The 23097-nt window shown below is 75.1% G+C and carries 22 protein-coding genes; 13 read left to right on the plus strand and 9 right to left on the minus strand.

The window, feature by feature from the left end:
* Positions 1-69 precede the first annotated feature (69 nt).
* The 3 genes from ACZ4TG_RS28975 to ACZ4TG_RS28985 are packed head-to-tail and all read left to right on the plus strand — an operon-like array spanning position 70 to position 2962.
* Positions 70-1116: a FecCD family ABC transporter permease gene (locus tag ACZ4TG_RS28975; RefSeq protein ID WP_468167908.1), complete on the plus strand. Its 1047-nt coding sequence runs from the start codon at positions 70-72 to the stop codon at positions 1114-1116.
* The gene (locus tag ACZ4TG_RS28980; protein ID WP_468167910.1) at positions 1113-2165 is read left to right on the plus strand and encodes a FecCD family ABC transporter permease; all 1053 of its coding nucleotides are present in this window, start codon (positions 1113-1115) and stop codon (positions 2163-2165) included. The genes ACZ4TG_RS28975 and ACZ4TG_RS28980 overlap by 4 nt, the downstream gene beginning before the upstream one ends.
* Positions 2162-2962: an ABC transporter ATP-binding protein gene (locus ACZ4TG_RS28985; RefSeq protein WP_468167912.1), complete on the plus strand. Its 801-nt coding sequence runs from the start codon at positions 2162-2164 to the stop codon at positions 2960-2962. Before ACZ4TG_RS28980 ends, ACZ4TG_RS28985 begins: the two co-directional genes overlap by 4 nt.
* Before the next feature lie 120 nt (positions 2963-3082).
* Here ACZ4TG_RS28985 and ACZ4TG_RS28990 read toward each other — a convergent pair whose 3' ends face one another.
* Positions 3083-4078 (minus strand): hypothetical protein, encoded by a 996-nt coding sequence (locus ACZ4TG_RS28990; protein ID WP_468167914.1) that lies wholly within the window; start codon positions 4076-4078, stop codon positions 3083-3085.
* A gap of 131 nt (positions 4079-4209) precedes the next feature.
* On the opposite strand from ACZ4TG_RS28990, the gene ACZ4TG_RS28995 reads away from it, so the two are divergent.
* Both ACZ4TG_RS28995 and ACZ4TG_RS29000 read left to right on the plus strand, forming a co-directional pair.
* Positions 4210-6648 carry a helicase-associated domain-containing protein gene (locus ACZ4TG_RS28995; RefSeq protein ID WP_468167916.1) on the plus strand — a complete coding sequence of 813 codons (2439 nt, stop codon included), beginning with the start codon at positions 4210-4212 and terminating at the stop codon, positions 6646-6648.
* A gap of 65 nt (positions 6649-6713) precedes the next feature.
* Positions 6714-7328: a DUF4291 domain-containing protein gene (locus ACZ4TG_RS29000; RefSeq protein WP_468167918.1), complete on the plus strand. Its 615-nt coding sequence runs from the start codon at positions 6714-6716 to the stop codon at positions 7326-7328.
* Here ACZ4TG_RS29000 and ACZ4TG_RS29005 read toward each other — a convergent pair.
* A complete protein-coding gene (locus ACZ4TG_RS29005; protein ID WP_468167920.1) occupies positions 7292-7591 on the minus strand; it encodes a hypothetical protein in 300 nt (99 codons plus the stop codon). The two genes, ACZ4TG_RS29000 and ACZ4TG_RS29005, sit on opposite strands and share 37 nt — an antisense overlap.
* Before the next feature lie 53 nt (positions 7592-7644).
* Positions 7645-8112, minus strand: a complete 468-nt coding sequence (locus ACZ4TG_RS29010; RefSeq protein WP_468167922.1) for an N-acetyltransferase — start codon at positions 8110-8112, stop codon at positions 7645-7647.
* Positions 8113-8134: 22 nt separating this feature from the next.
* Here ACZ4TG_RS29010 and ACZ4TG_RS29015 point away from each other — a divergent pair, with 22 nt between their 5' ends.
* Both ACZ4TG_RS29015 and ACZ4TG_RS29020 read left to right on the plus strand, forming a co-directional pair.
* The gene (locus ACZ4TG_RS29015; protein ID WP_468167924.1) at positions 8135-8407 is read left to right on the plus strand and encodes a hypothetical protein; all 273 of its coding nucleotides are present in this window, start codon (positions 8135-8137) and stop codon (positions 8405-8407) included.
* A gap of 98 nt (positions 8408-8505) precedes the next feature.
* A complete protein-coding gene (locus ACZ4TG_RS29020; protein WP_468167926.1) occupies positions 8506-10149 on the plus strand; it encodes a DNA repair helicase XPB in 1644 nt (547 codons plus the stop codon).
* 33 nt (positions 10150-10182) lie between these two features.
* Here ACZ4TG_RS29020 and ACZ4TG_RS29025 read toward each other — a convergent pair whose 3' ends face one another.
* Both ACZ4TG_RS29025 and ACZ4TG_RS29030 read right to left on the minus strand, forming a co-directional pair.
* Positions 10183-11085 carry a glycosyltransferase family 87 protein gene (locus ACZ4TG_RS29025; protein ID WP_468167928.1) on the minus strand — a complete coding sequence of 301 codons (903 nt, stop codon included), beginning with the start codon at positions 11083-11085 and terminating at the stop codon, positions 10183-10185.
* A 437-nt stretch (positions 11086-11522) separates the two neighbouring features.
* Complete coding sequence (locus tag ACZ4TG_RS29030; RefSeq protein ID WP_468167930.1) at positions 11523-11711, minus strand: hypothetical protein; 189 nt, start codon at positions 11709-11711, stop codon at positions 11523-11525.
* A gap of 494 nt (positions 11712-12205) precedes the next feature.
* Here ACZ4TG_RS29030 and ACZ4TG_RS29035 point away from each other — a divergent pair, with 494 nt between their 5' ends.
* Positions 12206-14179 carry a HelD family protein gene (locus ACZ4TG_RS29035; protein WP_468168297.1) on the plus strand — a complete coding sequence of 658 codons (1974 nt, stop codon included), beginning with the start codon at positions 12206-12208 and terminating at the stop codon, positions 14177-14179.
* 109 nt (positions 14180-14288) lie between these two features.
* Here the strand turns inward: ACZ4TG_RS29035 and ACZ4TG_RS29040 are convergent, their stop codons facing one another.
* Positions 14289-14975, minus strand: a complete 687-nt coding sequence (locus tag ACZ4TG_RS29040) for a copper homeostasis protein CutC (RefSeq protein WP_468167932.1) — start codon at positions 14973-14975, stop codon at positions 14289-14291.
* A 125-nt stretch (positions 14976-15100) separates the two neighbouring features.
* On the opposite strand from ACZ4TG_RS29040, the gene ACZ4TG_RS29045 reads away from it, so the two are divergent.
* Both ACZ4TG_RS29045 and ACZ4TG_RS29050 read left to right on the plus strand, forming a co-directional pair.
* Positions 15101-15766 (plus strand): HD domain-containing protein, encoded by a 666-nt coding sequence (locus tag ACZ4TG_RS29045; RefSeq protein WP_468167934.1) that lies wholly within the window; start codon positions 15101-15103, stop codon positions 15764-15766.
* 56 nt (positions 15767-15822) lie between these two features.
* Positions 15823-17037 carry a Cmx/CmrA family chloramphenicol efflux MFS transporter gene (locus ACZ4TG_RS29050; protein WP_468167935.1) on the plus strand — a complete coding sequence of 405 codons (1215 nt, stop codon included), beginning with the start codon at positions 15823-15825 and terminating at the stop codon, positions 17035-17037.
* A gap of 375 nt (positions 17038-17412) precedes the next feature.
* Here the strand turns inward: ACZ4TG_RS29050 and ACZ4TG_RS29055 are convergent, their stop codons facing one another.
* Together ACZ4TG_RS29055 and ACZ4TG_RS29060 are read right to left on the minus strand one after the other, a co-directional pair.
* Entirely contained in the window at positions 17413-17682 is a 270-nt protein-coding gene (locus ACZ4TG_RS29055) for a DUF4031 domain-containing protein (protein ID WP_468167936.1), read from the minus strand.
* 7 nt (positions 17683-17689) lie between these two features.
* Entirely contained in the window at positions 17690-18064 is a 375-nt protein-coding gene (locus ACZ4TG_RS29060; protein ID WP_468167939.1) for a hypothetical protein, read from the minus strand.
* A 124-nt stretch (positions 18065-18188) separates the two neighbouring features.
* On the opposite strand from ACZ4TG_RS29060, the gene ACZ4TG_RS29065 reads away from it, so the two are divergent.
* The 3 genes from ACZ4TG_RS29065 to ACZ4TG_RS29075 are packed head-to-tail and all read left to right on the plus strand — an operon-like array spanning position 18189 to position 21714.
* The gene (locus ACZ4TG_RS29065) at positions 18189-19178 is read left to right on the plus strand and encodes a MurR/RpiR family transcriptional regulator (RefSeq protein ID WP_468167942.1); all 990 of its coding nucleotides are present in this window, start codon (positions 18189-18191) and stop codon (positions 19176-19178) included.
* Positions 19175-20164 carry an N-acetylmuramic acid 6-phosphate etherase gene (gene murQ / locus ACZ4TG_RS29070; RefSeq protein ID WP_468167945.1) on the plus strand — a complete coding sequence of 330 codons (990 nt, stop codon included), beginning with the start codon at positions 19175-19177 and terminating at the stop codon, positions 20162-20164. The genes ACZ4TG_RS29065 and murQ overlap by 4 nt, the downstream gene beginning before the upstream one ends.
* Before the next feature lie 26 nt (positions 20165-20190).
* Positions 20191-21714: a PTS transporter subunit EIIC gene (locus ACZ4TG_RS29075; protein WP_468167948.1), complete on the plus strand. Its 1524-nt coding sequence runs from the start codon at positions 20191-20193 to the stop codon at positions 21712-21714.
* Between the two features lie 63 nt (positions 21715-21777).
* Here ACZ4TG_RS29075 and ACZ4TG_RS29080 read toward each other — a convergent pair whose 3' ends face one another.
* The gene (locus ACZ4TG_RS29080) at positions 21778-23085 is read right to left on the minus strand and encodes a lipase family protein (protein ID WP_468167951.1); all 1308 of its coding nucleotides are present in this window, start codon (positions 23083-23085) and stop codon (positions 21778-21780) included.
* Between the last annotated feature and the right edge of the window lie 12 nt (positions 23086-23097).

The following is a 23097-nucleotide window of genomic DNA, read 5'->3' on the forward strand; positions in this document are numbered from 1 at the left end:
GCCGAGAAGGGGCGAACGGACGGGACCGTAGCCTTGGCGTTGCCTTACCAGACAGTGAAATTTGGTGACATGTCAGTCCTCGTCACGCCGACGCCGGCCCCCGCGGCCCCCGCCAGACGCGCTCTGACGACCCGTCGTATCGCGTGGACCGCCGCCGGCGCCGCCGCGCTGCTGTGCGCGGTGCTCCTGAGCCTGGCCGTCGGCGCCCGTTCCATACCCCCCGGCGAGGTCTTCGCCGCCCTGCTGCGCGGCGCGACCGGCGCCGACGCCGAGGTCGTCCGCACGCTGCGCGTCCCGCGCACCCTCATCGCCCTGATGGTGGGCGCGGCCCTGGCCCTCGCCGGGACCGCGCTCCAGGGCATCACCCGCAACCCGATCGCCGACCCCGGCATCCTCGGCATCAGCCAGGGAGCCGGGGTCGCCGTCGTCTGCGCCATCGCCTTCGCGGGGGTGCACACGCTGAGCGGGTACGTGTGGTTCGCCTTCGCCGGGGCCGCCGTCGCGGCGGTCGCCGTCTACGCGGTGGCGTCCGGCGGGCGCGGCGGCGCGACGCCCGTGAAGCTGGCGCTGGGCGGGGCCGCGATCAACGCCCTGCTGGTGTCGGTCACCACGGGCGTGCTCACGACGAAAGCCTCGACGCTGGACGAGTTCCGCTTCTGGCAGGTCGGCTCGGTGGCCGGCCGGGACTTCGAGGTCGTCCACCAGATCTGGCCGTTCCTGCTGGTCGGCGCGGTGCTGGTGGTGTCCGTGGCGCGGGGCCTGGACGCGCTCGCGCTGGGCGAGGACGTGGCGAAGGGGCTCGGCCGCAGCGTCGGCGCCGTACGCGTCGTCGGCGGCCTCGGAGCCGCCGTCCTGACCGGCGCCGGGGTCGCGGCGGCCGGGCCGATCGCCTTCATCGGGCTCGCCGTTCCGCACATCGCGCGGGCCGCGGTCGGCAGCGACCACCGCTGGGTGATGCCCGTGGCCGCCCTCATCGGGCCGGTGATGCTGCTCGTCGCGGATGTGATCGGCCGGGTGGTGGCGGCGCCGGGCGAGGTCCCGGCCGGGGTGATGACGGCGCTGATCGGGGTGCCGTTCCTGGTCGCGCTGGTACGGCGCAAGCCGGTGGCCGCGTGAGCGCCGCCGCCGTGGTGCCCGCCGGGTACGCGCTGGTCCGGACCGGCCGGGGATCCTTCCTGCTGCACCGCCGCGCCGCCCTCGTCGCGGTGGCCCTCGCCGCCGTGACGGCCGCCGTGTGCGTGGCCTACCTGGCGGTGGGCGAGTCCTTCGTGTCCCCGGGCGAGGTGGTCGAGGTCCTGCTGGGGCGGCCCTCGCCGGACGAGTTCGTCGTCGGGACGCTGCGGCTGCCGAGGCTGGCGGCCGGGCTGCTGGTCGGCCTCGCCTTCGGGGTGGCCGGCGCGCTGATCCAGACCGTGGCCCGCAACCCGCTGGCCTCCCCCGACATCATCGGCATCAGCCAGGGCGCGAGCGCCGTCACCGTGGCGGCGCTGACCTTCGGCGTGAGCTCGTACGCGGTGCTGCCGTACCTGTCGGTGCTGGGCGGGATGACCGCCGCCGCCCTCGTGTACGTCTTCGCGTGGCGCGGCGGGCTCAACGCGGCCCGGTTCGTCCTCATCGGCATCGGGTTCGCCGTCGCGCTGCGCTCGGTGACGACGCTGCTGATGACCAAGGGCGACTACCTGGTGGCCCAGCAGGCGCAGATCTGGATGACGGGCTCGCTCAACGGGCGCGGCTGGGACGTCGCCGGCCCGCTGTCCTGGGTGCTGCTGGCGCTGCTGCCCGGGGTGCTGTGGGCGGCGCGGGCGCAGCGCACGGTCTCGCTCGACGACGACACCGCCACCGCCCTCGGGGTCCGGCTGGGGCGGGTCCGGCTCGGGCTCGTCGCGCTGGGCGTCGTCCTCGCCTCGGTGGCCACGGGCGCGGCCGGCCCGGTGGACTTCGTCGCCCTGCTGGCACCGCAGATCGCCCGCCGCATGACGCGCACCGCGCAGATCCCGCTGCTGTGCTCGGCCCTGACGGGCGCGGTCATCGTGGTCCTGGGCGACCTGCTGGCGCGCAGGCTGCTGTCCCCGACCGAGCTCCCGGTGGGCGTGCTGACCGCCGCCGTGGGAGCCCCGTACCTGATCTGGCTGATCGTTCGCAGCCGTACTGGAGGCACGTCGTGAGCCGGATTTCCGCGAGGGAACTCACCCTCGCGTACGAGGACCGCGTCGTCGTCGAGGACCTGGACCTGGAGGTGCCGGACGGCCGGGTGACGGTGATCGTCGGCCCGAACGCCTGCGGCAAGTCGACCACGCTGCGGGCCCTGGGCCGCCTGCTGCGCCCCCGCGCGGGCTCGGTCCTGCTGGACGGCACGGCCCTCGCCCGGCTCCCCACCCGGCAGATCGCCCGGACCATCGGCCTGCTCCCGCAGTCGCCGGTGGCCCCGGAGGCCATCACGGTCGCGGACCTGGTGGCGCGGGGCCGGCAGCCGCACCAGCACTGGTGGCAGCAGTGGTCGGAGGCGGACGAGCGGGCGGTCGTCGACGCGATGGCCCGTACGTCGGTCTCCGACCTGGCGGACCGGCCCGTGGACGCGCTGTCGGGCGGTCAGCGCCAGCGGGTGTGGATCGCGATGGCCCTGGCGCAGGACACCGACCTGCTGCTGCTGGACGAGCCCACCACCTTCCTGGACATCGCGCACCAGGTGGAGGTCCTGGACCTGGTGCGGCAGCTGAACCACGACCGGGGGCGGACGGTGGTCGCCGTCCTCCACGACCTGAACCAGGCCGCGCGGTACGCGGACCACCTGGTGGCGATGAAGGCGGGCCGCGTGGTGGCGTCGGGGCCGCCGTCCGAGGTCGTCACGGCCGAGCTGGTCCGCGAGGTGTTCGGGCTCGACTCCCTCGTCATCCCGGACCCGATAACGGGCTCCCCGCTGGTGATCCCCGCCGCTCCGCGCCCGTCCCGGCCGCAGCCGTAGCGGGGAGCGGGAGGGGCGGTAGCGGGGGGGCGGTAGCGGGGAGCGGGAGCCGGTAGCCGGTAGCCGGTAGCCGTAGCCGGCACCCGCAGTCGTGCGTCCGGCCGTGGCCGCGGGCCCCGGTCAGCGCCTGCGCGCCCGCCACACCAGGTACAGCGCGCAGGCGATGCCCGCCGCCCGGGCCAGCCACGGCCACATGCCCTGGAACACCCCGCCGACCTGGTCGCTCGCCAGCGCCTGCCCCCAGCGGCCGTCGCTGCGGCCCCACAGCCACACCACGCCCGCCGCGAAGACGGCGCCCGGCAGGCCGAAGACCACCGCCTTGCGCTCCGTCGGCCCCAGCACCCGGGACGCGTACGGCAGCAGCCAGCCGACCACGAGCAGCAGCCAGTAGCCGGTGACCGCGCCGATGACGAGGACGAGCGCGGCCAGCAGCAGGAAGGCGTGCGGCTTGGGGCGGGCGGCGGGCGCGGCCGCCACGGGCTCCGGCGCGGCCGCCTTGCGCTTCTCGCGCCGCTCGCGCAGGAAGCGTACGAGGGACCGCGTACGGGACCGCGGCGGACCGGGCGGCGTCTTCGGCGCCGCCGGGGCGGCCCCCTCCTCCTCCCGGTCCTCGGTCTCCGGGTCCTCGAACAGGTCCGGGATCTCGATCCCGCCCGCGAAACCCTCGACCTGCGGCCCCCCGAACCCGCCCGGCCCTCCCGGCGAGAGCCGCCACCAGTCGGGCTCGGCTCCCTCGCCGCCGCCCAGATCGTCCAGGCCGGCCAGGTGCGGCGGCACGTTCTCGGCCGGACGCGGCGGCGGTACGGGCTTGCGGCGCAGGCCGCTGCGCTGGGTGGGCACGCCCGGGGCCGGCACCACCGGCGGCGCGGCGGCCGGCGCGGACCCGGTCGCGGTGCCCAGGGTGGCCAGTACCTCCTCCGGCGTACCGATCCGCTCCAGGATGCGCCGGACCGCCGCCGGGGTGTCCGGGTCGTACTTGGCGCGCCGACGGTCGATCTCGTCCCGCAGACCCGCCACCAGCCGCATCCGGTCCCCCGAGGACAGCTGCCGCCGCTGCGCCAAGTCCCCGACCTGGCTCAGATATTCGTAGACCAGCTGGTCGCTCTCGATCCCCACGCCCCGGCTCCTCCCGTCCCGCTTGTCCCGAAGGTAGCGCGTGCGCCCGTGGAGCTGCTGCGGGCACAGCGGATACCGTTGAGCGGATGTGGACCGGCTGACGGACCGGCCGACGTGACCAGGAGGCGACAGTGCCCGAGCCGAGCAACGCCGCGGGAACTGCGGGAGGCGCCCCGCGCTCCCTCGCCGAGGCGCTGCGCGCCCGCGACGACGTGGCGCTGGCCGCGCTGCTGCACGCCCGCCCCGACCTGCTCAACCCGGTACCGGGCGACGTGACCCAGCTGGCCACCCGCGCCGGCACCCGGGCCTCCGTGGTGCGCGCCCTGGACCGCCTGGACCGGTTCGCCCTCCAGACGGCCGAGGCCCTCGCGGTGGCCCCGGACCCCTGCCCGTACCCGGTGCTGGAAGCGCTGCTGACCGGCGACACCGGCACCACCTCCGCCGAGGACAACGGGGCCCGCGCCGCCCTCCCCCGGGCCCTGGGGACCCTGCGCGACCAGGCCCTGGTGTGGGGCGACGACGAGCGGCTGCGGCTGGTGCGCACCGCCCGGGAGCTGCTCGCGCCGTCCGCGGGCCGGCCGTCCCCGACCGGGCTGGGCCCGACCGTGGCGGAGGCCACCGCCGGGATGTCCCCGACGCGGGTGCAGGAGATCGTGGCCGCCGCCGGGCTGCCCGCGACCCACGACCCCGTGTCGGCGGTGGCCGCGCTCACCGGGCTGTTCACCGACCCGGAGCGGATGTCGGCGCTGCTGGACGAGGCTCCGGCGGAGGCGCACCAGGTGCTGGGCCGGCTCGTGTGGGGGCCGCCGTACGGGGAGGTCACCCCGAACCCGACGCCGCCGGTGCGCTGGCTGCGCGACCGGGGTCTGCTGCTGCCCGCCTCGGCGCGGACCGTCGTACTGCCCCGCGAGGTGGCGCTGTACCTGCGCGGCGGGCTCGCGCACCGGGTGACGGAGCCGGTGGCCCCGGCGGTGCCCGCGCACCGCGAGCACCGTCCACAGCTTGTGGACGCGAACGCGGCGGGCCAGGCGCTGGCCGCGCTGTCGACGGTGGAGGAGCTGGTGAAGTCCTGGGAGCACGCCGGTCCGGCCGTGCTCCGGGCGGGCGGACTGTCCGTACGGGACCTCAAGCGGACGGCGGCGACGCTGGACACCACCGAGCCGTCGGCGGCGTTCTGGATCGAACTCGCCTACGCGGCGGGGCTGCTGGCCAGCGACGGGGAGGCCGACGAGCGGTACGCGCCCACCCCCGCCTTCGACGACTGGTGCGAACTCCCGCCCGCCGAGCGCTGGTCGGCGCTGGCGCGGGCCTGGCTGCCCGCCACCCGCACGTCCGGCCTCGTCGGCGAACAGGACGGCAAGGGCCGCACCCTGTCGACGCTCGGCCCGGACCTCGACCGCTCCGCCGCCCCGGAGGTGCGCCGCCGGGTCCTGGACCTCCTCGCCGACCTGCCCGAAGGCGGCTCGGCCGACGAGCGCACCCTCCTGGGCCGGCTCGCCTGGGAGCGGCCGGTACGCGGCACGAGCGATCTGCGCGCCCGCCTCGCGCACTGGACCCTGACCGAGGCCGAGGTGCTCGGCGTCACCGGCCGCGGCGCCCTCGCCGCGCACGGCCGCGCCCTGCTGGAACACCGCGACCCGGCGCCGCTGCTCGCACCGCTGCTCCCCGAGCCGGTGGACCACGTCCTGCTCCAGGCAGACCTGACGGCCGTGGCCCCCGGCCCGCTGCGGCGGCCCCTGGCCGAGGTGCTGGCCACGCTGGCCGACGTGGAGTCCAAGGGCGGGGCGACGGTGTACCGCTTCACACCCGGGTCGGTGCGCCGGGCACTGGACGCCGGACACACCGCCGTCGACCTGCACGCCTTCCTCGCCGAGCACAGCCGGACCCCGGTGCCGCAGCCGCTCGCGTACCTGATCGACGACGTGGCCCGGCGGCACGGACACCTGCGGGTGGGCGCGGCTTCCTCGTACGTGCGCTGCGACGACGACGGCATGCTGAACGAGATCCTGGCCGACAAGCGCTCCGCCGGCCTGGGCCTGCGCAGGCTCGCCCCGACCGTGCTCGCGGCGCAGGCCGACCCGACCGTGCTGCTCGACGGGCTGCGGGCGATGGGCTACGCCCCGGCCGCGGAATCCCGTACGGGCGACGTGGTGGTGGCCCGGTCCGACGCGCACCGCACCCCGGCGCGCTCGGCGCCGACGCCGGTGCCGGACGGCCCGCCGGTGCCGGACGCGACGCTGCTGGGGGCTGCCGTACGGGCGATCCGCGCGGGCGACCTGGCGTCGACGGCCGTCCGCAAGGAGCCCGCCCCCTCCGCCGGGGGCCCGGGCGAACTGCCGCGCACGAGCGCGGCGGAGACCCTGGCGACGATGCAGGCGGCCGCGCTGACCGGGTCGGCGGTGTGGATCGGGTACGTCAACGCGGAGGGCGCGGCGAGCCAGCGGGTCATCGCGCCGGTACGGGTGGAGGGCGGCTTCGTCACCGGGTACGACCACACGGCGGACGAGGTGCGGACGTTCGCGCTGCACCGCATCACGGGAGTCGCGGAACTGGCGGAGGACCAGGTCTAGGCCGTCTCTTTCGTACGGGAGAAATCCGCTGGCCGGCAGGGTGCGCGGCCACGCACCCTGGGGTCATGCCCGAAACCCCGCCCGAAACCCCGCCCGCGCCCGCCGCCCGCCGGATCCGCGCGTCCCACACCGCCGGTACCGTCACGGTCTACCAGGCGTACGCGCCCTCGCTCGGCCTGCCCGCCGCCCGGGACGGCCGCTTCCCGCCCGCGTGGAAGCGGGAGCGGATGACGTGGATCAAGCCGTCGTTCCTGTGGATGATGTACCGCTGCGGATGGGCCACGAAGACCGACCAGGAGACCGTCCTGGCCGTCGAGATCACCCGTGCCGGCTTCGACCGGGCGCTGCGGGACGCGTGCCTGTCCCACTACGTCCCGGGCGTGCACCCCGACCGCGCGTCCTGGCAGCAGGCCCTGCGCTGCGCCCCGGCCCGCGTCCAGTGGGACCCGGAGCGCGACCTGCACCTGAACCCGCTGCCGTACCGCTCGCTCCAACTGGGCCTGTCGGGGCCCTTCTCGCGGGCGTACGCCGACGAGTGGACGGTCTCCGTCCGCGATGTGACCCCGCTGGCCCGGGAGATCCACGGCCTGGTCCGGTCCGGGGACGACGACGCGGCGCGGGCCCTGCTCCCGGCCGAAACCCCCTATCCGGCGGGTCCGCTGCCGCACCTCGGGGCGTAGCCGCCGGGCCGGCCGGAGTCGGTCACCGAGATGTCGGAGATGTGCCGCGTGCCGGCGTCCGTCGGGGCCGCCGCCCGGTAGGTCCGGCGCGACACGGCGCCGAACAGCGGCTGCCCCCAGGCGGCGAAGGTCAGGGCCGCCGCGTACAACGTGGCGGGACGGTCCGCGCCGGCTCCGCGGTCCGCCCACAGGGCGGCGAGCCGCGTCCCAGTGCCCGTTGCTCCGTTCGCCGGAGCGCGAAGGCGGACTCGGCGGGCGCGCACCGCCCGCCGCCCCCGCCCCCGCGGCCCCTCACCCCGCGCCCCGGCGCCCCGGCTCACCTGGACGCGTAGTCCACCCGCTCCGCGTCGAAGGGCCACACCTCCGCGAGCCAGCGCGAAACCGTCTCGTGCAGGACCTTGTCCAGCGGCGCCCGGTCGGCCCGTACCCAGGAACTGACCTGCACCCGGCCGGGGTCCTCCTTGCCGGGATACACGTACACGCACCCGATGACCTCGTCCGCGCCCTCCACCACGCTGTACGTGAACCCGCGCCGCTCGGCGAAGTCCCGCGCGTGCCGCACCAGATCCCCGAGGTTCTCCTCGGTGCTCATCCCCTCCACCGGCGGCCACCCCCGCCCCGCGAACCCGGGCGTGGCCCGGATGTGCGCGATGCTGCCGCCCCAGGCGGCGAGGTCCCGCTCGTTGTGCTCCGCCCCCAGCGGCTCCAGCCGGAAGCCGTCCCCGTCCAGCCCGCCGGGCACCTCGAACCGGTCCGGTACGAAACCCTGCTGATCATCAGTCATGCGGCGACCCTACGCAGCGCCCTTGCCGGTGCCCACCGGATTCGGGCCGCCGCCCCTGGCCGGCGCGGACGCCGCTGGAGACCTTCGCCGCCCTGGCCCCGGCCTGGACCCGCACGCCTGCCCGGCCGCGCTGCACGAGCCGGAGGACGAGGACCTGCGCACCGGCGCCCACCGGGCCTTCCCGGGCGCGGCCGAACTGCCGCCCGCCCTGCCCCCGGGCAGCCGGGGCCCGGTCACCCGCCGGGCCGTCGCCCCGGCCGCCGCCCCGGCCGTCCTGGCCTCCACCACGTCCTGACCGGCCCAGAACCACCCCGCCGCCCCGCCGATACGGCAGACTGGAGGTTTGGCCGTCCGCGTCCGGGCGGCCGCCACCGACAGAAGGGACCTCTCTCTGTGAACGGGCCTCTCATCGTCCAGAGCGACAAGACGCTCCTTCTCGAGGTCGACCACGAGCTCGCCGGAGCCGCGCGCCGGGCCATCGCCCCCTTCGCCGAGCTGGAGCGTGCTCCCGAGCACATCCACACCTACCGGATCACCCCGCTCGGGCTGTGGAACGCCCGGGCCGCCGGGCACGACGCCGAGCAGGTCGTCGACGCGCTCGTGGAGTTCTCCCGCTACCCCGTGCCGCACGCGCTGCTGGTCGACGTCGCCGAGACCATGGCCCGCTACGGCCGCCTCACGCTCACCAAGCACCCCGTCCACGGGCTGGTCCTGACCAGCACCGACCGGCCGGTGCTGGAGGAGATCCTGCGGTCCAAGCGGATCACCCCGCTCGTCGGGGCCCGGCTCGACCCCGACACCGTCGCCGTGCACCCCTCCGAGCGCGGGCAGATCAAGCAGACCCTGCTCAAGCTGGGCTGGCCGGCCGAGGACCTCGCCGGGTACGTCGACGGCGAGGCGCACCAGATCGACCTCGTCGAGGACGGCTGGGCGCTGCGCCCGTACCAGCAGCAGGCCGTCGAGGGCTTCTGGCACGGCGGCTCCGGTGTCGTCGTCCTGCCCTGCGGCGCCGGAAAGACGCTGGTCGGCGCCGGGGCCATGGCGATGGCCAAGGCGACCACGCTGATCCTGGTCACGAACACCGTCTCGGCCCGCCAGTGGAAGCACGAGCTGATCAAGCGGACCTCGCTGACGGAGGAGGAGATCGGCGAGTACTCCGGCACCCGCAAGGAGATCCGCCCCGTCACGATCGCCACGTACCAGGTCCTGACGACGAAGCGGAAGGGCGTCTACCCCCACCTGGAGCTCTTCGACTCCCGGGACTGGGGCCTGATCCTCTACGACGAGGTGCACCTGCTGCCCGCGCCGGTCTTCAAGTTCACCGCCGACCTCCAGGCCCGCCGCCGTCTCGGCCTGACGGCGACGCTGGTCCGCGAGGACGGGCGCGAGTCCGACGTGTTCTCGCTGATCGGGCCCAAGCGGTTCGACGCCCCGTGGAAGGAGATCGAGGCGCAGGGCTACATCGCCCCCGCGGACTGCGTCGAGGTACGGGTCAACCTCACGGACTCGGAGCGGCTCGCGTACGCCACCGCCGAGACCGAGGAGAAGTACCGCTTCTGCGCGACGACCGCGACGAAGCGGAAGGTCACCGAGGCGCTGGTACGCAAGCACCAGGGCGAGCAGACGCTGGTCATCGGGCAGTACATCGACCAGCTCGACGAGCTCGGCGAACACCTGGACGCGCCCGTCATCAAGGGCGAGACTTCCAACGCGCAGCGCGAGAAGCTCTTCAACGCCTTCCGCGAGGGCGAGATCAGCGTGCTGGTCGTCTCGAAGGTCGCGAACTTCTCCATCGACCTGCCCGAGGCCACGGTCGCCATCCAGGTGTCCGGCACCTTCGGCTCCCGCCAGGAGGAGGCGCAGCGCCTCGGCCGCGTCCTGCGCCCGAAGGCCGACGGCCACGAGGCGCGCTTCTACTCGGTCGTCGCGCGCGACACGATCGACCAGGACTTCGCCGCGCACCGCCAGCGGTTCCTGGCCGAACAGGGCTACGCCTACCGGATCATGGACGCCGACGAGCTGCTCACCAACGACTGAGGCCGGGATCCGAAGGCCGGCCGCCGGCCGCCCTCACGGATCCCGGCTCAGCACCCCCTGCCACGCCGCCGCCCGCTGCTGCTCACGACCCCGGGCCCGGCCTTGATCCCGGGCCCGGGCCCGGTACCGGGCCTGCGGGCGGTCGGCGGAGCCGGCCGGCTCCGCGCCGGGTGACCTCTGGGCGGGCACCCGGCCGGGCCCGGCCGGGGGCCTGCCCCGGGCCGCGCGGGCCGCGTACGCCACCAGGGGCACGCACCAGACCCACAGGTGCGGCCAGTCCAGCAGGAGGGCCCGGCCGGTGGCGGGCAGGTGGCGGGCCCAGAAGTCGGCGGAGGCCTGCGGAAGGACGAGCAGGCCCAGCAGGCCCGTCCCGGCGAAGGCGGCCAGGGCCGTCAGGCCGGTGCGGATCCGGCCGGTCAGCAGCAGGTGGGGGATGAAGAGCGCCGGGGTCAAGGTGATGCCGGCGGCGGTGCCCAGCGCGAATCCCCGGCCGAGTGCGGCCCGGGGCCGGCCCAGGTCCCAGACGGCGAGGCAGGCCAGCGCGAGGTTGATCTGCCCGGGCAGCGGGGGCTGGAACAGCGGCTCCAGCCACAGCCCCGCGATGGTCGCGGCGAGCACGGGCCCCGGCCGCGCGCCGAGTCCCGCGAGACGGCAGGACAGCACGACCAGCAGGGCCAGCAGGGCCGCACTGCCGAGGACGAGCACGGCCTTCAGCACGCCGGTCGGCAGCCAAGCGGCCGGCGTGAACAGGATCGCCGCGAACGGCGGATAAGCGGCGGGCGGGCGCCACTCGGCGGCGGAGAAACCGTGCACGAGGGCGTCGGCCATCGGGATGCGCCAGGCGATGCAGAGCACACCCAGCGCGAGCAGCGAGCCCGTGGCCAGCACGCCGACGAGGGACGACGACGAGCGGGCGGGGTCGGGGCTCCGGGTCACGAAGCGGACCCTAGTGGATCAGCGTCGGCCCTCGCCGGGATCAGGCCACGGCGGCGGCACGGGCGAGCCGTGGCCGCCGTACGGAACCCTCCGGGACCGGGGCCGCAACCCACCGGGACCAAGGCCGGAACCCGACCGGACCAGGACCGGGGACCCGGCGGGAACCAGGACCGGAACCCGCCCAAACCAGGACCAGAACCACCGGGACCAAGGCCGGGACCCGGCGGAACCAGGGCCGGAACCGGCGGAACCAGGGCCGGGACCCGGCGGGACCAGGACCGGTACCGGCGGGACCAGGGCCATGACCCGCCCGGACCAGGGCCGGGGACCCGGCGGAACCAGGACCAGAACCCGCCCGGACCGGGGCCGTGACCGGCGGAACCCAGGGCCCGGACCAGCCGGACCAGGGCCCGAACCCGGGCCGGAGCCCGCCCGGGTCAGCGGCGTATGACGCCCGCGTCCTCGGCGTATTCGCCCAGGACGACGACGCTCACGGCGGTCGCCGCGAAGACCCGCGCGGCGCGCAGGACTCCGCCGACGCGCAGGCGCGGACGGGAATCGGAGGAGGTGGCGGTGGCTCCGCTGACGGCGGCGCCCTGGACCGGGGTGAAGGTTGCGGTGCTCATGTATCCATCGTCCGTTTTCGCCCCGGTCAGCACATCGCCCTCCGGACGGAATCCCCGAGGCCCCCGCGTCCTCCTCCCGGCCCATGGCACCCCCTAGGGTCTCTGCCCGAGGTCTGACACTCCCAGGTATGACCCACCGGTACGGAGGTCCTGGTCCCGGGGAACCCACGGCCCGTCAAATCCATTCGCGCGCCACCCGGCCGCTGGCTAGAATCTCCGCTCTTGCCGCCTCCCGCCGCACCGGGGAGAGCCGCCCGCCGGACGGAAACCGGCGGGCATCTGTCCGTACCGATCCCCGCAGATCAGCAGCTGGAGGCAGTCCCGTGCCCGCGCACGCCCCCGAGTCCGCCGCTCTCACCGATACCGACACCGATACCGACACCGCCGAGGCCGACACCGCCGAGGCCGAGGCCGAGGCCGCCGCCGAGGCCGCGGCCAACCCCCTCGCCCGCGAACAGGCGCACCTCACCGCCTCCCGTTCCGCGCTCCGCGCGATGCGCGAGGACGTCGAGTCCCTCGACATCCGCGACGTCACCGCGAACTGGGTCAACGCGATCGTCCTCCAGGCCCAGATCGACGACCGCATCAGGGCCCTCGCCGACCTCGCCCACACCCCCCTCTTCTTCGGCCGCCTCAACTACCTGCACGCCCCCGGCGCCGAACTCGCCGAGGGCGCGGAGGGCGAGCAGTTCTACATCGGCCGCCGGCACGTCCACGACGCCGACGGCGACCCGATGGTGATCGACTGGCGCGCCCCCGTCTCCCAGCCGTTCTACCGCGCCTCCAAGGCCGACCCGCAGGACATCGCGCTGCGCCGCCGCTTCGGCTACACGGCCGGGGAACTGACCGCGTACGAGGACGAGCACCTCTCCGACCCCGCCGAGGCGGCCGCCGTCAGCAAGCTGCTCCAGCAGGAGATCGAGCGCCCGCGCGTCGGCCCCATGCGGGACATCGTCGCGACGATCCAGCCTGACCAGGACAAGCTCGTCCGCTCCGGCCTGTCCGGCTCGGTCTGCGTGCAGGGCGGCCCCGGCACCGGGAAGACGGCCGTCGGCCTGCACCGTGTCGCGTACCTCCTCTACGCGCACCGCGACCGCCTCGCCCGCACCGGCACGCTGGTCATCGGGCCGAACCGGTCCTTCCTCCACTACATCGAGCAGGTGCTGCCCGCGCTGGGCGAGCTGGAGGTGAAGCAGGCCACCGTCGACGACCTGGTGGCCCGCGACGGCCTGGAGGTACGCGGCACCGACGCGGCCGCAGCCGCCGTGGTCAAGGGCGACGCCCGGATGGCGCAGGTGCTGCGCCGCGCGGTCCACTCGCACGTCACCCTCCCCACCGAACCGCTGATGGTGGTCCGCGGTTCACGCCGGTGGCGGGTGCCCGCGTACGAGCTGACCGAGATCGTCGAGGAGCTCCAGAACCGCGAGATCCGCTACGGCGCCGCCCGCGACGCGCTCCCGCAGCGGATCGCGCACGCCGTCCTCGTCCGGATGGAGCAGGCGGGCGAGGCCCCCGACGACCGGGTCCAGGACGCGGTGGCGCGGAACGCGGCCGTCAAGGCGGCGGTGAAGGCGGTCTGGCCGCTGGTGGAGCCGGCGAAGCTGGTGCTGCGCCTGCTGTCCGACCCGGAGTTCCTGGCGGAGCACGCGGCGGGCGTCCTCTCGGAGGAGGAGCAGAAGCTGCTGCTGTGGGCGAAGCCGGCCCGGAGCGTGAAGTCCGCGAAGTGGTCGGCGGCCGACCTGGTGCTGATCGACGAGGCGACCGACCTGGTGGAGCGCACGCATTCGCTCGGCCACGTCGTCCTCGACGAGGCCCAGGACCTGTCCCCGATGCAGTACCGGGCGGTCGGGCGGCGCTGCACGACGGGCTCCGCCACGGTGCTCGGGGACCTGGCCCAGGGCACCACCCCGTGGGCGACGCGGAGCTGGGACGAGGCGCTGGCCCACCTGGGCAAGCCGGAGGCGGTGCTGGAGGAGCTGACCGCGGGCTTCCGCGTGCCGCGCGAGGTCATCGCGTACGCGTCACGCCTGCTGCCGGCCATCTCCCCGGGGCTGGCGCCGGTGTCCTCGGTGCGCGAGACCCCCGGGTCGCTGGCGATCGAGGAGTCCGCGGACCTCACGGCGTCGGTCCTGGCCGCCTGCCGGGACTCCCTCGCGTACGAGGGGTCGATCGGGCTGATCGCGGCCGACGCCCGGATCCCGGAACTCGCCGAGGCCCTGCGGGCGGCGGACCTGCCCTACCTGGAGCCGGGCGAGGAGACGACGGCCGAGTCCAGGCTGACGCTGGTGCCGGCGTCGCTGGCGAAGGGCCTGGAGTACGACTACGTGGTCCTGGACGAGCCGGGGGCCGTCGTCGCCGGTGAGCCGGACGAGCGCACGGGCCTGCGGCGGCTGTACGTCTGCCTGACCCGAGCGGTCTCGGGCCTGCGGCTGGTGCACGCCGCCCCGCTGCCGACGGCCCTGGCCTGACGCCCCCGGCGCCGGCCCCGGGGCCGGCCGCACCCGCCCCGCCGACCCCGGAGCGGCCCGCGCCCGCCCCGCCGACCCCGGAGCCCGGCCGCGCCCGGGCCGGCGCGGCCTAGGACAGCGCCGCCCGCCAGTCCGCCACCGCCGCCGCCGAGACCGGGCGGTGCCAGCCGGAGGGACGGGCCGCGCCGCCGATGTGGAAGGCGTCGATGCCCGCCTCCCGCAGCGCCGGCAGGTGGGACAGGGTCAGGCCGCCGCCGACCAGGATCCGCGCCGCGTACCCCGGCTCGCCGCTGCGCGCCGCCTCCGCCAGCAGCACCGGCAGGCCCTCGTCGACGCCCGCCGCCGAGCCCGCGGTCAGGTACGTGTCCAGCCCGGGCAGGCCGTCGAGGGCCTTGCGCAGCTGGTCCCGGTCGGCCGCGCGGTCGATGGCCCGGTGGAAGGTCCAGCGGCAGCCGTCCAGCTCCGCCACGACCGCCTCGACGGCGGCCAGGTCGGGGCTGCCGTCCGGGTTCAGGAAGCCCAGGACGAACTCCTGCGCCCCTTCGGCCCGCAGCGCCCGTGCCTGCGCGACGAGGAGGTCGACCTGCCCGGCGGCGAAGCCGTCCGTACGCCGGATCATCACGCGCAGCGGGATGTCGACCGCCGCCCGGATCGCCGCGAAGGTCTCGCGCGGCGGGGTGAGACCGTCGGCGGCCATGTCGGTGACCAGCTCGAGTCGGTCCGCTCCACCGGCCTGGGCCGCGACCGCGTCCTCGGCGTCGAGGGCGATCACCTCCAGGAGCGCACGGTTGCTCATTCGATCCCATCCTTCGGAAAGCTGCTCGTATGACCCGTATGGAAAATAGGTCTAGTCCAATATCCAGGGTACGGGCCTCCGCCCACGCTCCACCAGCACAATCACGCCACCCCCACAATGTGCGCATGACACCCGACACGCAGCCCGGCCCCACCCAGCTCCACGCCCGCTGGCGGGCGACCCTCACCGCCGCGGGCGCCGCACCGGGCACCGACCCCGCCCCCTACGCCGACCGCCTCCTGGCCGCCTGGGCGGAACCCCAGCGCCGCTACCACACCACCGCGCACCTGACCGACGTACTCGCGCGCATCGACGTCCTCGCGCCGCACGCGCAGGACCCCGCCGCCGTGCAGCTCGCGGCCTGGTTCCACGACGCCGTCTACCGCCCGGACCGCTCCGAGAACGAGGAGCGCAGCGCCGCCCTCGCCGAGCGCGCCCTGCCCGAGCTCGGCCTGGAACCCGCCCTCACCGCCGAGGTGGCCCGCCTCGTCCGGCTGACCGTCACCCACGACCCGGCCCCGGGCGACACCAACGGCGAGGCCCTCTGCGACGCCGACCTCGCCGTGCTCGCCGGGACCCCGGACGCGTACGCCGCCTACACCGCCGCCGTACGCGCCGAGTACGGGTTCGTCCCGGACGACGCCTTCCGCGCGGGCCGCGCCGCCGTCCTGAGCCAGCTCCTCGGCCTGCCCCGGCTCTTCCGCACCCCGTACGGCACCACGCACTGGGAGGCCCGCGCGCGCCGCAACCTCGCCGCCGAGCTGGTCGCGCTCACCGACGCCGGGGAATGAGATCACGTTCGCGGTGGTTTGTGACTGGCATGCCCGCAGACTCCGCACGATCCCGCATGCCCGTCGCCGTCTACGTCCTCGGCCTGTCCGTCTTCGCCCTCGGGACCAGCGAATTCATGCTCTCCGGGCTCCTCCCACCCATCGCCGAGGACATGGGCGTCACGATCCCCCGGGCGGGCCTGCTCATATCCGCCTTCGCGATCGGCATGGTCGTCGGGGCGCCACTGCTGGCCGTGGCCACCCTGCGCCTCCCGCGCCGCACCACCCTCGTCTCCCTCATCAGCCTCTTCGGCCTCGGGCAGGTCGCGGGCGCGCTGGCGCCCTCGTACGAGCTGCTCTTCGCCTCCCGCGTCGTCTCGGCCCTCGCCTGCGCGGGCTTCTGGGCCGTCGGCGCCGCCGTCGCGATCGCCATGGTCGACAAGGACCAGCGGGCCCGCGCGATGGCCGTGATGATCGGCGGCCTCTCCATCGCCAACGTCCTCGGCGTCCCCGCCGGCGCCTTCCTCGGCGAGCACCTCGGCTGGCGCTCCGCGTTCTGGTCGGTCGGCGCGGCCTCCGCCGTCGCCCTCGTCGGCATCCTGGCGCTGATCCCGAAGATCCCGCTGCCCGACCGGCGGCCGCAGATCGGACGGGAGCTGCGGATCTACCGCGACCGGCAGGTGTGGCTGTCCATCGGCATCACCGCGCTCGCCGCGGGCGGCGTCTTCTGCGCGTTCAGCTACCTGTCACCGCTGCTCACGGACGTGGCCGGGCTGGACTCCGGCTGGGTGCCGTGGATCCTGGGCCTCTTCGGGGTGGGCGCGCTGGTCGGCACCACCATCGGCGGGCGGGTCGCGGACGCGCACCTGTTCGGCGTGATGATCTGGGGCATCACCGCCTCGACCGTCTTCCTGACGGCGCTGGCCCTGCTGGCCCCCGTCCCGGTGGCGGCCGTCGCGCTGTCGTTCCTGCTCGGCGTCTCGGCCTTCTTCACCGCCCCGGCGCTGAACGCCCGGATGTTCAACATCGGCGGCGCCGCCCCCACCCTGGCCGGAGCCACCACCACGGCGGCGTTCAACCTCGGCAACACCGGTGGGCCGTGGCTCGGCGGCACCGTCATCGACGCCGGACTCGGCTTCTCCGCCACCGCCTGGGCGGGCGCGGCGATGACGCTCACCGCGATCGGCCTCACCGCGATGGCCCTCCGGCTGGACCGCCGCACCCCGCCGCACGCGTCCCGCGTCATCACCCACTCCCCGACCCACGCGACGACCACCCTCACCCCCCGCTGACGCCGCCCCGGCGCGACACCACTGCCGGGGGCCGCCCCCCGAACCCCCGCGCCTCAATCGCCGGCGGGGCTGAAGCAGCCCGCCCGGACCGGCTTCGTCCGCGCCGCCGCCGCGCAAGCGACCCCGGCTCCGCCGGGCCCCCTGGGGCTCCGCCCCAGACCCCCGCGCCTCAATCGCCGGCGAGGCTGGATGGTGCCCGACCGGCCCACCACCCCAGCCCCGCCGGCGCTTGAGGCGAACCCGGGCGCAGCCCGGGGCCGGAAGCAACGGCGCCGCAGACGAAACGGCACGCCGCCGCGCGGCAAACCAACCCGGTCCGGCAGGGACACACCCAGCCCCGACCACCGCCCGGCCAGACACCGGCCAGGGCACCGACTACGGCGCGGCCCGCCCCTTCGGCCTCCGCAGGCCCGCCTCCGTCAGCCGCCGGACGAGCTCCTTGCTGCCGACCTCCACCGCCCCTGCCCCCACCGCGTCCGCGTAGCGGTGCGACGGCACGTCGTAGTGGTCCCGCTCGAACGCCCGCGGCGGGCACCCGATGCCCGCCGCGAAGGCGTGCAGCTCCTCGTACGAGACGTCGCTGACCAGGTGCGACCACATCCGGCCGTGCCCCGGCCAGGTCGGCGGGTCGATGTACACCGTCACCGGCGCCTCACCGCCGGCCGAAGACGGGGCCGAGCCCGCCGACGGCCGCCACCCTGACGCCCGCCTCCGAGCACACCCAGTGCGGATCGGGGCCGAGTTCCGGGTCGACGTCCAGCGCGTGCGGGTCGCCGTGCGCGCACACCGGGCACAGCGGCCAGCGCCCGTACTTCTCCAGCAGCGCGTCCTGCACGTCCTGGGCGACGAGTCCGGCGAGGTAGTCGACCCCCTCGGGCCACTGCTCCACCCACCAGCGGCGGTGCGTGACCGAGTCCTCCACGAGGGAGACGACATCGGCCTCGGCGACCTCGCCCGCGACGAGATCGGCGAGTACAAGGGCACGGGCGGCGTGCAGCGCCTGCTCCAGGGGGGTCGCGTGGTCCATGGCCCCATTGTGAACCCGTGGGGTGCCCGAGACGAAGGGCCTCTTTCCCCGGCCCCCAAGTCCCCTCGCGCCGATGCCTTATGGCGTCTTGACCACCCCCCACCCCTGAAAATAGATTTCAGCCGTGAGCAAGTCAGCGAAAGAAACTTTCACCCCCGCCGACCCGGCACTCGACCCGGCACTCGACGCGCCCCCCGCCCCGGCCCCCGCCGCCCTCCGCGCCCGCGTCCGCAGCCTCGGCCCCTCCATGACCCGCTCCATGCAGGCCGTCGCCGAAGCCGTCGCCTCCGACCCCGCCGGCTGCGCCAGGCTCACCGTCTCCGCACTCGCCGCCCACACCGGCACCAGCGAGGCCACCGTCGTCCGCACCGCCCGCCTCCTCGGCTACCCCGGCTACCGCGACCTGCGCCTGGCGCTCGCCGCCCTCGCCGCCCAGCAGGAGTCCGGCGCGGCCCCCGCCGTCACCGTGGACATAGCCGTCGACGACCCCCTCGCGGAGGTGGTCGCGAAGCTGGCCCACGAGGAGGCCCAGACCCTCGCCGACACCGCCGCGGGCCTCGACCTCGGCCAGCTGGCCGCCGCCGTCGACGCCCTCGCCACGGCCCGCCGCATCGACGTCTACGGCGTCGGCGCGTCGTCCCTCGTCGGCCAGGACCTCGCCCAGAAACTGCTGCGGATCGGCCTCATCGCCCACGCCCACACCGACCCCCACCTCGCCGTCACCAACGCCGTCCAGCTCCGCCCCGGCGACGTGGCCGTCGCCGTCACCCACTCCGGGACCACCGGCGACGTGATCGAGCCGCTGCGCCGTGCCTTCGAGCGCGGCGCGACGACCATCGCCGTCACCGGCCGCCCGAACGCCCCCGTCGCCCACTACGCCGACCACGTGCTGGCCACCTCCGCCGCCCGCGAGAGCCGGCTGCGCCCGGCGGCCATGTCCAGCCGGACCAGCCAGCTGCTCGTCGTCGACTGCCTGTTCGTCGGCGTCGCGCAGCGGACGTACGAGACCGCCGCGCCCGCCCTGGCCGCCTCCTACGAGGCGCTCGCGCCCCGGCACTCCGCCACCGCCCCCACCAGCAAGCGCTCCACGCGCCAGGAGGAGCCCCGCCCATGACCGCCCACGCCGAACTCCGCGCCCAGCTCGACTCCTTGACCACGGAGGCGTTCCGCCCCGAGCTGGCCGGGATCGACCGGCTGTCCACCCTTGAGATCGCCCGCATCATGAACGCCGAGGACGCCACCGTCCCGGCCGCCGTCGCCGGGCAGCTGGAGCGGATCGCCGCCGCCGTGGACGGGATCGCCGTACGCATGGCCCGTGGCGGCCGGCTCGTCTACGCGGGCGCCGGCACGGCCGGGCGGCTCGGCGTGCTGGACGCCAGCGAGTGCCCGCCGACCTTCAACACCGACCCCTCCGAGGTCATCGGCCTGATCGCGGGCGGCCCCTCCGCCATGGTCCAGGCCGTCGAGGGCGCCGAGGACTCCGCGGAGCTGGCCGCGGCGGACCTGACCGCCCTCGCCCTGACCGCCGACGACACCGTGATCGGCATCTCCGCCTCCGGCCGCACCCCGTACGCGATCGGCGCCGTCGAGTTCGCCCGTACCCGGGGCGCGCTCACCTTGGGGCTGTCCTGCAACGCCGGCTCCGCGCTCGCCGCCGCCGCCGAGCACGGCATCGAGGTGGTCGTCGGGCCCGAGCTCCTCACCGGCTCCACCCGCCTCAAGGCGGGCACCGCGCAGAAGCTCGTACTGAACCTCATCTCGACGGTGACGATGATCCGCCTCGGGAAGACGTACGGGAACCTCATGGTCGACGTGCGCGCCTCGAACGAGAAGCTGCGCGCCCGCTCCCGCCGCATCGTCGCGCTGGCCACCGGCGCGCCCGACGCGGAGATCGAGGCCGCGCTGACCGCCACCGACGGCGAGGTCAAGAACGCGATCCTCGTCATCCTCGGCGGAGTCGACGGCCCCACCGCGGCCGGCCTGCTCTCCGCCGCCCAGGGCCACCTCCGAGCCGCCCTGGCCCGGACCGGAAGCGAGCCCGCAAGCCAGGCCGCAAGCCAGCCCGGGACCCGGACCACCCCGCAGTCCCCCACCCGCTGACCCCGAGCAGCAAGGCGAACCCCACCATGCCCACGGACAAGAACCGCGCCACAGCCGCCGCGATCCTTCCTCTGGTCGGCGGCCCGGACAACATCACCTCCATCGCGCACTGCATGACGCGCCTGCGCATCGGCCTGCGCGACCGCTCGCTCGTCCAGGACGAGGCGCTCAAGGCCGTCCCCGCCGTGCTGGGCGTCGTCGAGGACGACACCTACCAGATCGTGCTGGGTCCGGGCGCCGTCGCCCGGGTGACCCCGGAGTTCGAGGCGCTCGTCGCGGAAGCCCGCTCGGCAACTCCACAGACCCCCGCCGTCACCGCGGACGGACTCGCCGCCCAGGGCGCGGCGATGAAGGAGGCCCGCAAGGCCCGGAACGCCACGCCCTTCAAGCTGTTCCTGCGCCGCATCGCGAACATCTTCGTCCCGCTGATCCCCGCGCTGATCGGCTGCGGCATCATCGCGGGCCTCAACGGCCTCCTGACGAACCTGGGCTGGCTGCCGGCGGTCGTCCCCGCGCTCGCCGCCATCGCGTCCGGGTTCATGTCCCTGATCGCGGTGTTCGTCGGCTACAACACGGCCAAGGAGTTCGGCGGTACGCCGGTCCTCGGCGGCGCCGTGGCCGCGATCATCGTCTTCCCGGGCGTCGCCAAGATCGACGCCTTCGGCCAGCAGCTCTCCCCCGGCCAGGGCGGTGTGCTGGGCGCGCTCGCCGCCGCACTGCTCGCCGTGCAGGTGGAGAGGTGGTGCCGCAAGTGGGTCCCGGAGACCCTGGACGTCCTGGTCACGCCCACGCTCACCGTGCTGGTCTCGGGCCTGGTCACCCTCTTCGGCCTGATGTTCCTCGCCGGTGAGGTCTCCACCGCCATCGGCTCCTTCGCCAACTGGCTCCTCGCCACCGGCGGCGCCTTCGCGGGCCTCGTCCTCGGCGGGCTCTTCCTCCCGCTGGTGATGCTGGGCCTGCACCAGGCCCTGATCCCGATCCACACCACGCTCATCCAGGAGTCCGGCTACACCGTCCTGCTGCCCATCCTCGCCATGGCGGGCGCGGGCCAGGTCGGCGCGGCCATCGCGGTCTACTACCGCCTCCCGCGCAACCCGTCCATCCGTACGACCATCAAGTCCGCGCTCCCGGCCGGTTTCCTGGGCGTCGGCGAACCCCTGATCTACGGGGTCTCCCTGCCGCTGGGCCGCCCCTTCGTCACCGCCTGCGTGGGCGGCGCGGCGGGCGGGGCCTTCGTCGGCCTCTTCAACCAGCTGGGCGTGGCCTTCGGTTCCACCGCCATCGGCCCCTCGGGCTGGGCCCTGTTCCCGCTGCTCGACGGCAAGTCCGGGATGGGGGCCACCATCGCGATCTACGCGGGCGGGCTGGCGGTCGGCTACCTGACCGGCTTCGTCGCCACGTACTTCTTCGGCTTCACCCGGCAGATGCTGACCGACCTGAACACCGGCCCCGGCCCCGGCGAGCAGACGGCCCCCGCCGCCGCCCCGGCGACCGGAACCGGAACCGGAACCGGAACCGACACCGCGGCCCCGGTCCCCGTCGGCAGCTGACCCCGCACGCACGACCGCTCCCGGCCGGCGGGCGCACCGGCCGGGAGCGGTCCGCTCCTCAGGTCAGCAGTTGGACGGCGCCGGACGGCCCGCGAAGCGGTCCGCGATCCAGCCCAGGTACTGCTGCTCGGCGACGACCGGGATCGTCTGGTGCGTCGCGCCCTGGTACGTCGTGTACTGCACGGGCTGGCTGAACTGGCAGGCCCGGCGCACGTACTGGGTGGTCGAGTTCGGGTTGATGACGGTGTCCGCCGTCCCCTGCATCACGAGCACCGGCGCCACCGTGGTGACGTACCCCTGGGTGTTCTCGTGGAAGCGCTGGTACCAGGCGCGCGGCACCTCCAGCACCGGCTTGAACAGCGTGTCGAGCTGCCCGACGTTGCCCACGTTGTTCTGGATGACGTCGGAGAAGTGCTCGATGCACGCCACCCCGTCGCCCTGGAGCGCCTCCAGCCCGGCCGGCTTCAGCACGTCGGTCGCCTTCAGCTCCGGGTACGCCGCCAGGAAGCCCCGGTAGACGTTGACCCGCAGCGCCGCCGTGTGCGACGGGGCGGTGGCGTCCGTCGGACCGGGCGGCACCAGGCCCTCGAACTGCGGTCCGAGGTCGGCCGCCGGCGCCAGTCCCGCGACGCCGACCAGCTGGGTCTCGGGGGCGTACGAGCGGACGTTCTGGCCGACGAACAGCGCCGCGCCGCCGCCCTGGGACCAGCCGAGCACCGCGGTCTTGTTGTTCGCGTGGGTGTCGGTGATCTGGCGCGCCGCCCGGACGGAGTCCAGGACGTTGTTCGACTCCGTCGCGCCGACGACGTACTGGTGCACGCCGGGCGTGCCCAGGCCCTGGTAGTCGGTACCGACCACGACGTCGCCGGAGCCGAGGAACTCCGTCAGCGCCGGGACGCCCACGTCGATGCCGAACGGGCTCTCGTACGTGAAGTAGTCGACCAGGTCGACGGCCGGGTTCGGCACCGCCGAAGGCGCGCACATGCGCGGCCCGCCCACCGTTCCGTGGGCCCAGGCCACCACGTTGCGGCCGTTGCGCGGCGCGGGCGCGTCGGGCCAGGCCACGATCCCCGAGACGGCGACCGGGGTACCGGACTGGAGGGTCGAGAGGTACAGGATCCGGCAGGCCCGCGCCCCGTCGGGCGCGTTCACCCGCCGGGCCCAGATCAGGTCGCCGTGCTCACCCTCGGGCAGCGGAGACGGGGGATCGTAGAACTTCTCCCCTTCCGGCCCCACGGGCACGCCCGGTGCGCACTGCGCGTTGCCGTTGCCGCCGTCCGGATTCCCCGTCCCGGCAGCGGCGGTGCCGCATCCCAGCGCGAGGATCGCGGCCACACCGGCCGCGGTGATCGCCGAAAGCCGTCGTCTCATCTGATGGTCCAT

It is taken from the genome of Streptomyces sp. NPDC028314 (assembly GCF_055565795.1).

What these genes read in the sequence shown, in the direction of transcription:
- ACZ4TG_RS29030 (WP_468167930.1), bottom strand. Translation starts at nt 11,711, where the DNA reads ATGAGCACCGCAACCTTCACCCCGGTCCAGGGCGCCGCCGTCAGCGGA.
- ACZ4TG_RS29035 (WP_468168297.1), top strand. Translation starts at nt 12,206, where the DNA reads ATGCGCGAGGACGTCGAGTCCCTCGACATCCGCGACGTCACCGCGAAC.
- ACZ4TG_RS29075 (WP_468167948.1), top strand. Translation starts at nt 20,191, where the DNA reads ATGCCCACGGACAAGAACCGCGCCACAGCCGCCGCGATCCTTCCTCTG.
- ACZ4TG_RS29050 (WP_468167935.1), top strand. Translation starts at nt 15,823, where the DNA reads ATGCCCGTCGCCGTCTACGTCCTCGGCCTGTCCGTCTTCGCCCTCGGG.
- ACZ4TG_RS29040 (WP_468167932.1), bottom strand. Translation starts at nt 14,975, where the DNA reads ATGAGCAACCGTGCGCTCCTGGAGGTGATCGCCCTCGACGCCGAGGAC.
- ACZ4TG_RS29000 (WP_468167918.1), top strand. Translation starts at nt 6,714, where the DNA reads ATGCCCGAAACCCCGCCCGAAACCCCGCCCGCGCCCGCCGCCCGCCGG.
- ACZ4TG_RS29060 (WP_468167939.1), bottom strand. Translation starts at nt 18,064, where the DNA reads ATGGACCACGCGACCCCCCTGGAGCAGGCGCTGCACGCCGCCCGTGCC.
- ACZ4TG_RS29010 (WP_468167922.1), bottom strand. Translation starts at nt 8,112, where the DNA reads ATGACTGATGATCAGCAGGGTTTCGTACCGGACCGGTTCGAGGTGCCC.
- ACZ4TG_RS29045 (WP_468167934.1), top strand. Translation starts at nt 15,101, where the DNA reads ATGACACCCGACACGCAGCCCGGCCCCACCCAGCTCCACGCCCGCTGG.
- ACZ4TG_RS29080 (WP_468167951.1), bottom strand. Translation starts at nt 23,085, where the DNA reads ATGAGACGACGGCTTTCGGCGATCACCGCGGCCGGTGTGGCCGCGATC.
- murQ (WP_468167945.1), top strand. Translation starts at nt 19,175, where the DNA reads ATGACCGCCCACGCCGAACTCCGCGCCCAGCTCGACTCCTTGACCACG.
- ACZ4TG_RS28975 (WP_468167908.1), top strand. Translation starts at nt 70, where the DNA reads ATGTCAGTCCTCGTCACGCCGACGCCGGCCCCCGCGGCCCCCGCCAGA.